This is a genomic window from Frankia sp. CeRuru1 (genome assembly GCF_977966315.1).
Map to the genome: position 1 here is coordinate 1 of NZ_CDWWEW010000226.1, position 8,543 is coordinate 8,543.

The 8,543-nt window shown below is 70.3% G+C and carries 6 protein-coding genes and 1 pseudogene; 3 read left to right on the plus strand and 4 right to left on the minus strand.

Translation table 11 applies throughout. The features are described 5' to 3' along the window. Positions 1–188 precede the first annotated feature (188 nt). Complete coding sequence (locus AC08OP_RS15970) at positions 189–1,598, plus strand: acyl-CoA carboxylase subunit beta (protein ID WP_476614926.1); 1,410 nt, start codon at positions 189–191, stop codon at positions 1,596–1,598. 349 nt (positions 1,599–1,947) lie between these two features. Next, entirely contained in the window at positions 1,948–3,270 is a 1,323-nt protein-coding gene (locus tag AC08OP_RS15975; protein WP_476614927.1) for an MFS transporter, read from the plus strand. On the opposite strand, the gene AC08OP_RS15980 is transcribed toward AC08OP_RS15975, so the two are convergent. Both AC08OP_RS15980 and AC08OP_RS15985 read right to left on the minus strand, forming a co-directional pair. Further along, positions 3,230–5,632, minus strand: a complete 2,403-nt coding sequence (locus AC08OP_RS15980) for an AAA family ATPase (protein ID WP_476614928.1) — start codon at positions 5,630–5,632, stop codon at positions 3,230–3,232. The two genes, AC08OP_RS15975 and AC08OP_RS15980, sit on opposite strands and share 41 nt — an antisense overlap. Positions 5,633–5,634: 2 nt before the next feature. Continuing rightward, the gene (locus tag AC08OP_RS15985) at positions 5,635–6,354 is read right to left on the minus strand and encodes a hypothetical protein (RefSeq protein ID WP_476614929.1); all 720 of its coding nucleotides are present in this window, start codon (positions 6,352–6,354) and stop codon (positions 5,635–5,637) included. Positions 6,355–6,858: 504 nt separating this feature from the next. On the opposite strand from AC08OP_RS15985, the gene AC08OP_RS15990 reads away from it, so the two are divergent. After that, positions 6,859–7,281 carry a hypothetical protein gene (locus AC08OP_RS15990; RefSeq protein ID WP_476614930.1) on the plus strand — a complete coding sequence of 141 codons (423 nt, stop codon included), beginning with the start codon at positions 6,859–6,861 and terminating at the stop codon, positions 7,279–7,281. Here AC08OP_RS15990 and AC08OP_RS15995 read toward each other — a convergent pair. Together AC08OP_RS15995 and AC08OP_RS16000 are read right to left on the minus strand one after the other, a co-directional pair. Next, entirely contained in the window at positions 7,245–8,408 is a 1,164-nt protein-coding gene (locus AC08OP_RS15995) for an NTP transferase domain-containing protein (RefSeq protein ID WP_476614931.1), read from the minus strand. The two genes, AC08OP_RS15990 and AC08OP_RS15995, sit on opposite strands and share 37 nt — an antisense overlap. Further along, a pseudogene (locus AC08OP_RS16000) lies at positions 8,405–8,543 on the minus strand (GTP 3',8-cyclase MoaA); the annotation flags it as partial. The pseudogene AC08OP_RS16000 and the gene AC08OP_RS15995, both read right to left, overlap by 4 nt.

Consider the following 8,543-nt stretch of genomic DNA (forward strand, 5'->3'; position numbering starts at 1 on the left):
CACCACCACCACCCGATGTCACCCGCCGCGGCGCCGGCTACCCACCACCGCCGCGACACCGCCCGCCGTTCCGGCGAGCGTCATGATCGCCGGACCGAGTGCCCAGCGGAAGCCGGCGCATACCACAGGTGGTCGCGTATCGACCTCCTGCGAAGCAGTCCGACGCCGCTCAGGCAAGGAGACGCACGGTGAGTCTGTCCACGATCGACCGAGTCGACCCCCGCACGCCTCAGGCTCGGCTCGCCCGGTTTTTCGATCCAGACACCCTGTCGCTATTCGCGGTCAGCGACACGTCCGGAGTCGTTGCCGGGCAAGGGCTTGTCGACGGGAACGAAATCGTCGCCTTCGCGACCGACCCGACGGTACAGGGTGGCGCGATGGGGCGCGACGGCTGTGCCCGCATCGTTCATGCCATCGAGTCCGCCGTCCGGATGAACTGCCCGGTCGTCGGGATCTGGCACTCGGGAGGCGCCCGGCTTCAGGAGGGTGTCGCCTCGCTTGACGGAGTCGGCCGGATCTTCGCCGCCACGGTGCGGGCCTCCGGCCGGATCCCGCAGCTCTCGCTCGTGCTCGGGGCCGCCGCCGGTGGGGCCGCCTACGGGCCGGCCCTGACCGACATCGTCATCATGGGCCCGGGGGCGAAGGTGTTCGTCACCGGCCCGGACGTGGTGCGTTCGGTGACCGGTGAGGAATGCACCGCCGACAGCCTGGGTGGGCCGGACGTGCACTCCAGGCGCAGCGGCGTCGTGCACGTGACCTGCGACTCCGAGGACGAGGCCGTCGAGCGGACCCGGGCGGTCGCGGTGCTGCTGGCCGATCAGCGCGACATCGGCCCCGTCACCGGACGCGAGCTCGGGGAACTGCTGCCCGACAATCCCCGGCGGGCCTACGACGTGCGTCCGCTCGTGAAGGCGGTGCTCGACGACGAGGGCGAGGCCGTCGAGCTGCACCCGAGGTGGGCGCCGAACATCGTGACGGTGCTGGGGCGCCTCGGCGGGCGTACCGTCGGGGTGGTCGCGAACAACCCGCTGCGCCGTGGTGGATGCCTTGACGCGACCTCGGCTGAGAAGGCCTCCCGGTTCGTCCGGATGTGCGACTCCTTCGGTGTTCCGCTGGTCGTGCTCGTCGACGTGCCCGGTTACCTGCCGGGTGTGGGCCAGGAATGGGAAGGCGTGGTCCGGCGGGGAGCGAAGCTGCTCTACGCCTTCTCCGAATGCACCGTGCCGCGCGTCACCGTCGTGACCCGCAAGGCGTACGGCGGCGCGTACATCGCAATGAACGCCAGCAGCCTGGGCGCGACCGCCGTGTACGCCTGGCCGACCGCCCAGGTCGCCGTCATGGGCGCCGAGGCCGCCGTCGGCATTCTGCACCGCCGCAAGCTCGCCGAGGTCCCGGCCCAGCGCCGCCCCAGCGTCCTGGCGGAGCTGACCGAGGAGCACATCCGCACCGTCGGTGGCATCGACCGCGCCGTGGAACTCGGCGTCGTCGACGCGGTCGTCACCCCCGCCGCCACCCGGGGCGCGGTTGCCTCCGCCCTCGCCGACGCACTGACCCGTTCCCGCACCGACAAGAACGTGCACGGCAACATCCCCCTGTAACATCCGGATCCCCCCGTTAGTACTGGGATTCCAGTAGCACAAGATCCCCGGTAACACCGGATCCCCGATAACACAAGATCCCGATAACACAAGATCCCGGTAACCGGGCGGCGACCATGGCAGCCGCCCGCCACGCGCCGGCTGCAACCCGCGGACCTCGGGTCGCAGCCGGCGCTTCGCATAGCGGGCCGCGATGCGGTGAACTCCAACCGACACCCCGCCCGTATCGCCAGGGCCACTCCTGGCTATCAGAGCCACTCTGTTACTAGAACCCGCCCTGGAGGAAAATGTTTACCTGATGCGAAATAACGATCTGCCGGCCGGCGTTGCCCTCACTGGAGGTGCACGTATGACCCTGCAGATGGAGAAGGTAGCCGGTTCGGCATCGAAGGCGGCAGGTGGCACGTTCGCCGCCCTGCGGGTGCCGAACTTCCGGCTCTTCCTCGGCGGCCAGATCGTTTCGCTCTGCGGGACATGGATGCAGACCATCGCCCTCGGCTGGCTGGTCCTCTCGCTCGGCGCCTCCGGCACGGCGCTCGGCCTCGTCACCGCCGCCCAGTTCCTGCCGGTGCTGTTCTTCGGGCCCTACGGCGGTCTGCTCGCCGACCGGACGGACCGGCGCCGCCTGCTGATCTGCACACAGGTGGGTTCCGGGCTCGCCGCGCTGGCTCTGGGCATCCTCGACCTCACCGGTACGGCCCAGCTCTGGATGGTCGGGGTGGCCGCCGCGCTCATCGGCCTGTGCAACGCCGTCGACAACCCGGCCCGGCAGAGCTTTGTCCAGGAGATGGTCGGGCCGGAGCACCTTCCGAACGCGGTCACCCTGAACTCGGTCGCGATAAACGCGGCGCGCATCGTCGGCCCGGCGATCGCCGGCGTCGTCATCGTGCTCGCGGGCACCGCCGGCTGTTTCCTCATCAACGCGGCCTCCTTCGGCGCGGTCCTGTTCGCCCTGCACCGCCTGGACATCTCAGCGCTGTACGATCATCCGCCGATACACCGGGCGCCGGGGCAGCTGCGGGCCGGCTTCGCCTACGTGCGCCGCACGCCGGCGCTGCGCGTACCGTTGGTCATGATGGTGGTGATCGGCACGCTGTCCTACGAGTTCCAGGTCGTGCTGCCGCTCCTGGCCCGGGAGACCTTCGGGGGCACCGCGGCCACGTACAGCCTGATGACCTCGGCCATGGGAGCGGGCGCGGTCGTCGGCGGCCTGCTGGTCGCCCGCCGCCGCCGGATCGGGCCCCGGGCCCTGAGCCTGACCGCGATGACCTTCGGTGTCATCCTGCTGCTCGCCGCCGCCGCGCCGACGCTGCCGCTCGAGATCGCGACGATGGTGCTGCTGGGCGCGACGAGCGTCGCCTTCATCTCGACCGGGAACGCCACGGTCCAGCTCTCGGCCGACCCGGCGATGCGCGGGCGGGTGATGGCGCTGTGGTCGGTCGCGTTCCTCGGCACGACGCCGGTCGGCGGCCCGATCGCCGGCTGGGTCGCCCAGGCCTTCGGCGCGCGCGCTGGGTTGCTCCTGGCCGCGGGCGCGGCCATCGGCGCGGCGTTGTACGCCTTCGGCTCCCTTCGAACCAAGACCGTGAAGGGCAAGACCGTGAAGGGCACACGTCCGGACCCGGGTCGGCTCAGTCCGATCCGGCCGCGGGTGCCGCCTCGGCGGGGCTGACGGCCGCCCGGCCGAGGTCGGGGAGTGTGTGCAGCTCATGGGTCTGCCCACGATGAGCCTGGACCGCGTTGGAGTGATAGCTTTCGGCGACAGCAAGGAAGTCGGGCTCGTGGTAACGGCGGCCGTCGACGGTGGGACCGAGGTGCCCCTCCATAATGGCCTCCACATCCTCACCGGTGATCGTCTTGTGGGTCTCCAGCGCGTGGGTGAGGGCCAGAATCTCCCGCCGGTTCGCGGCGAGCACCTTCTCGGTACGGGCGTAGAGCTCCCGAAGTTTGCCCTCGACCTGCTCGCCGAACGGCCGGTCGGCGTCGATGGAGGCGTTACCCATCTCCTGTTCCAGCATGGACAGGCGCGAGGCCAGAGTCTCCCCCATCGCCGCCGAGGAGATGAAGTTGGCCACGAGCAGGGTCGCGCTGCGCAGGTCGCCGCCGACACCGACGGTATTGTCCCCCTCGAAGAACATCCGTTCGCCGACGAGCGAGGCGAGGGAGACCATCACCTGCACCTCGATCTCGGACTTCCACATGAACATGCGGTCCTCGACCGCGACGTGCGCCACGAACCCGCCGACGCCGCCGCGGCGTTCGATGGTGGCGAGGTCGATCACCCGCCCGCGCTGCATCCGGTAGGCGACGACGGCGTGGCACGCCTCGTGCAGGGCGATGCTGTGCCGTTCCCGGTCGATGTGCTCGTGGTCGTCGGCGAGGCCGTATTCCTTGATCACCCTGGCCCGGAGCATGTCCTGCCAGGTGATGACCTCCCGGCCGTCCTTCACCGCCTGGACCAGAGCCTCGTTGACGGTGTCCTTGATGGTCGCCCCGGTGGCCTCCGGGCTCATGATGGCCAGCCGGTCGATCTGATCCGGCGTGAGCTCGTGGCACACCTTCGACAGATAGCCCTCGAAGGTGCGGATCCGGCCCTCCTTGCTGGGATAGCCCACCTTGTACTGCCGGTCGATGCGGCCGGGGCGCAGCAGTGCCTCGTCGAGCGACTGCGGCATGTTCGTCGCCATCATGACGAGGATGCGGTACTTGGGCGGTGGCTTGGGCCGCATGCCCAACGTCCGGCGCACCACCCGGTTGAGGAAGCCCCGCGGCTTCTTCAGGCCGGACATCTCGGTGAGCAGCGCCTGCAGGGTGCCGTCGAAACCACCGCCGCCGCCCCCGCCCACCACAAACTGCTCACGGGTGATCTCCGCGCGGGCCGCCCCGCTCAGGTAGGACAGGCCGTTGCACAGGTCCCCCGGAGCGGCCTCGCCCACCGATCCGGGGGACCCCGAACGGGCGAACCACGACCGGGCGCCGGTTCCGGCCCCGCGGCCGAATCCCCCGGCGAGCTGACCCCGGCTCCCCAGCGTGTCGGCCTCGTCGAAGAAGACGATCACCCCGCCATAACGCAGGGAGAGCTTGCGCAGCTTGCGGAACAGCGATTTCACCTTGAGGATGCCGACCCCAATGAACATCGCCTGGAAGGCACCCGGGTCGACGAACACGAAGGGCTTCCCGGTCTCTCCCGCGACCGCCTCGGCGATGAGCGTCTTGCCGGTGCCCGGCGGCCCCCAGAGCAGGATGCCGCCGGGAACATGACCACCCCGGCTCTCGATCTCCTCCGGCCGTTCCAGGTAGAAAACGTTCTCCTTCACCCGGCTGACGACGTGGTCCTGCCCCCACACGTCGGCGAAACGGGTGGTGATGTCCTCGGGGAAGTAGACGTCGACGCCGCCCTTGGACAGGAACCAGAACATCACGACGAACTGGCCGACGACGAGAACCATGAGCAGGACGATCTGCAGAACCGCCGGGATGGCCTTCCAGACCGCGCCGGGGGCGTTCACCATCGCGTCGAAGACCGAGGTGTCGGCCAGGCGGGCGTAGACGAACAGGACGAGCGCGGCCCCGACGATCCACTTCAGCGCACGGCTGACCCGGTACCGGTTCCAGTCGTTGAGCCGCAGGAGCCGACGCTCGGCCTGCCCGAAGACCCGATCGGTCCAGAAGACGTAGTAGCCCGACCACCGTTCGCCCAGGAACATGTGGAGCTGGTGCACCAGTTCCACGCCCAGCAGGGCCAGGATCCACCAACTGTTCCTGGCCTGGATGCGGATCGAGTCGGCCCACGTCATCAACGGGTTGCCGGACACGTCGGCCGCCACGACGAAGACGAAGACCGCCCCGAGCAGGAGCAGGAACTTCACCCGGTCCCAGAAGGCGAGGGGACGGCGGCGTGGCTTGCCGGCGGTCGCGCTCGCCGGTTCCGCCTCCGTATCCGTGCCACCGGGGCCGGGACCGGCCGGACCGGCAGCATTCGGCTTCGGGTCCCCGCCGTCGGCGGTCCCACCTGCCTGGTCTCTCACGCCCATGGCTACTGACCTCGGTCCGTCGGCTCGATCGTGAAGGACTTGGCGACATCGCCGATCTGCTGACCATGCGTGGCGTAACACAGCGACGAACACGCGAGGATCAGCTGGTAGAGCACTCGCTGACCATTGTCGAGCAGGCTCGTCTGATCAATAGTGACCAGTCCGGCCTGGGTCTGCACCTGGTAAACGAGGTGCACCCCGTGCACACCGTCCTTCTTGTGCACAACCTCGTCCGCGAGTAGCAGGAAGTTCGGCGTCAGCCGCGCACCATAGGGATTCTGCCGCACGGCCTGCTCCTGCGCGGCCACCGCGTCGTCGACGGAGAGGACGAAGTTGCGCAGATCGTTGGTGGAGACCGCGTTGGCCTCCTCCGGGAGCAGGTGGCGAACCTGGACGAACCCCTTCGGCTGCGTTGCGTCCGGCACGAGGAGCCGGGTGTTGTCGAACCGCTGGGCCGCGTCGATGCCGACGACCCATTCCCGCGACATGAGACCGCGCAGCATCTCGGGGCTGACGTTGCGGGCGTCGATCCCGAAAAGCGCAGGCCCGGGCATCTCCTGGTGATTCCACCCGGTCGGGACGCGCACAAACGCGCCGTCCTTCTTGTTGGTTACGTATTCGTAACTCGGCGAGCCGCAGGCAGCGGCGGCGAGGAACACCGAGACGATTACGCTGAGCATCAGCAGGGTGCCAGGGGCGGACTTTCGGCGCGGACGTGTCATCCGACGTCGAGCCTCCACGGCGAACCTCCAGCTTCGCGAGGTTGAACACATGGTGCGGCGCCGGGCCATGGTCCTTTGCTTTCCTTCGAAAAGTGTGACTCAGGACGGGGTCGACATACGCAACCTTCGCTAAAAAGAGAGAAAGTACATACCCTCCGCTGTCGAATGCTCCGGGTGCCCGACGCCGCCCCGGCACACCGAACCCCGACTCGGTGACCGCAGGAGTCAAGGCGGTCACAATAAGTCATGATCCGCCTGCTGGGCAACACGAACGCCGACATCGAGGTGGACGCCGCTGCCCGGCCTCGGATCGGCCTGTGCGGCATACCCCGATCCCCCGCTGGTCGAACCAACGTCCCCGGCATGCCGCACGCCTCCTCCAGGTCGGGCCCCAGGTCGGGCCCCGGGTCGGGTGAAACACCATCCCAGGTGAGGCACCCTGGCCGCACTCGGGCGGTGCGGCCACGGTCGGGCCGAACGCGGCATCCCAGGCACACTGTCGGTATGGCGCACTATCGGCATGGTCGTAAGGTTCCCGCGCTTCGTCCCGCGCGGCGGCACCTCATCGGCGGACTGACGGTGGTCGCGGTGTTCGTCCTGGTGGGGCTGGCCGCCTGGAACCCGGTCGCGGCCCTGCCAGCGCTCGCCGCGATCATCATACTCGGCGTGATCGACTGGGTCGTCGTGACGGCCTCCCCCACCTCCGGCGACCTGCCCTCCGGACCTGCCGCCTTCGCCGGGGACGAACCTGGCTGGGAGGGCGGGATGGACACACCGACGCAGGTACTGCCGAGGCTGACCTTCGGATATGCGCGGGCGTCGGCGCGTGGCGAGGAGTACGCGGAGCCGGACCAGGACGCGGTGCACACCATGGCGATCGACATGCGCGGCTACCTCGACGAGGCGGGTCCGGGCCGGATGGGCTGAGCGGACCCGGTCCCCGCCCGCGCCAGGAGGCCGAGCACGGCCGACGTCGCCGCGCGCGCCGCCGCGGCCTCCCGCTCACCATCCGTACCCCCCTCGCCCTCGCCGGCACCCTCGCCTTCGCCATCCTCACCGTGGGCACCGCCCGCGTTCCGGCCGGCGGCCAGACCGACCAGGAACGCGGTGAGTGGCGCCGCGGGACGCGCGACCCCGTGGGCGACGTCGCGCGCGAGATCGAGGACGGCGCCCACGTCGATCCGTGCCGCGTCGAGGCCGAGCTCGGCGCAGACGTCCGACACCCACTGCGCCAGGACGTCCCGCTCCAGGAGGTTCTTGTCCAGGACGTTGCCGGCACCCGAACCGACGGCCGCGGCGGGCGGCGGGCGATGACGTCCGGCCTCCGGGGGCGGCGGGCCCACCGAAGCCCGATGCTCGGACCGCGACTGGTGATCAGGCTGCTGGTCATCGGCGGAGGTCATAGGTCCATCGTGCCGGGCCGGGCCACGCTCGCCCACCGCGGCCCAGCGGCGGGCCCGCGCCACATCCGCCGGTTCGTCGCAGTCGAGGCAGGTCCGGGCGGCCGCCTGGACCGCGGTCACCGGACGGTCGGCGAACAGGCCGCGCACCGGGCGCCCGATCGGATCCGCGGGTAGCGCCGCCCACAGCGAGGCCGTCCGCCACACCGCGGCCAGAAACTGCCGGCGGCCGTCCGGGTCGACCAGCAGCGCGGCCTGCGCCGCGGGGTCCTCGACCCCGCGGCGCAGCAGCGCGATCTCCCGGCCGGTCAGGAACGGCAGGTCGGCGGCGAGGACGGCGACGAACGGTGTGGTGATCTCGACAAGGCCGGCGGCGATCGCCGCGACCGGTCCCCCGCCGGGCGGATCCTCCCGACACCAGCGCACCCGACCAGGCGGAACCGGATCGACGGCCAGGTCGCGCCGGGGACCGACGATGACCACCCGTTCGGCGTCCGGCACCGCGGACAGCACCCGGTCGAGCAGGGTGGAACCGCCGACCAGCACCGCCGTCTTGTCCCGGCCGCCGAGCCGGCGCGCCCCACCCCCGGCCAGCACCAGGGCACTCCAACCCGCGGGGGCACCGGCATGCGACCCGGACCGGGCCACCGTCATCCGCCGATCGCGGACATCGGCCGGTCCGGCTGCCGAAAGGTCGGTTCGTCGATGCCGTGCCCCGCCTTCTTGCCCCGCACGGCCGCCCGCCACAGAGCCGCGAGCCGCTCGTCGTCCGCGCCGGCACGCATGGGG

Excerpts from the sequence above, each read along its gene's own strand:
- AC08OP_RS15985 (WP_476614929.1), bottom strand. The coding sequence starts at position 6,354 with ATGACACGTCCGCGCCGAAAGTCCGCCCCTGGCACCCTGCTGATGCTC.
- AC08OP_RS15975 (WP_476614927.1), top strand. The coding sequence starts at position 1,948 with ATGACCCTGCAGATGGAGAAGGTAGCCGGTTCGGCATCGAAGGCGGCA.
- AC08OP_RS15995 (WP_476614931.1), bottom strand. The coding sequence starts at position 8,408 with ATGACGGTGGCCCGGTCCGGGTCGCATGCCGGTGCCCCCGCGGGTTGG.
- AC08OP_RS15990 (WP_476614930.1), top strand. The coding sequence starts at position 6,859 with ATGGCGCACTATCGGCATGGTCGTAAGGTTCCCGCGCTTCGTCCCGCG.
- AC08OP_RS15980 (WP_476614928.1), bottom strand. The coding sequence starts at position 5,632 with ATGGGCGTGAGAGACCAGGCAGGTGGGACCGCCGACGGCGGGGACCCG.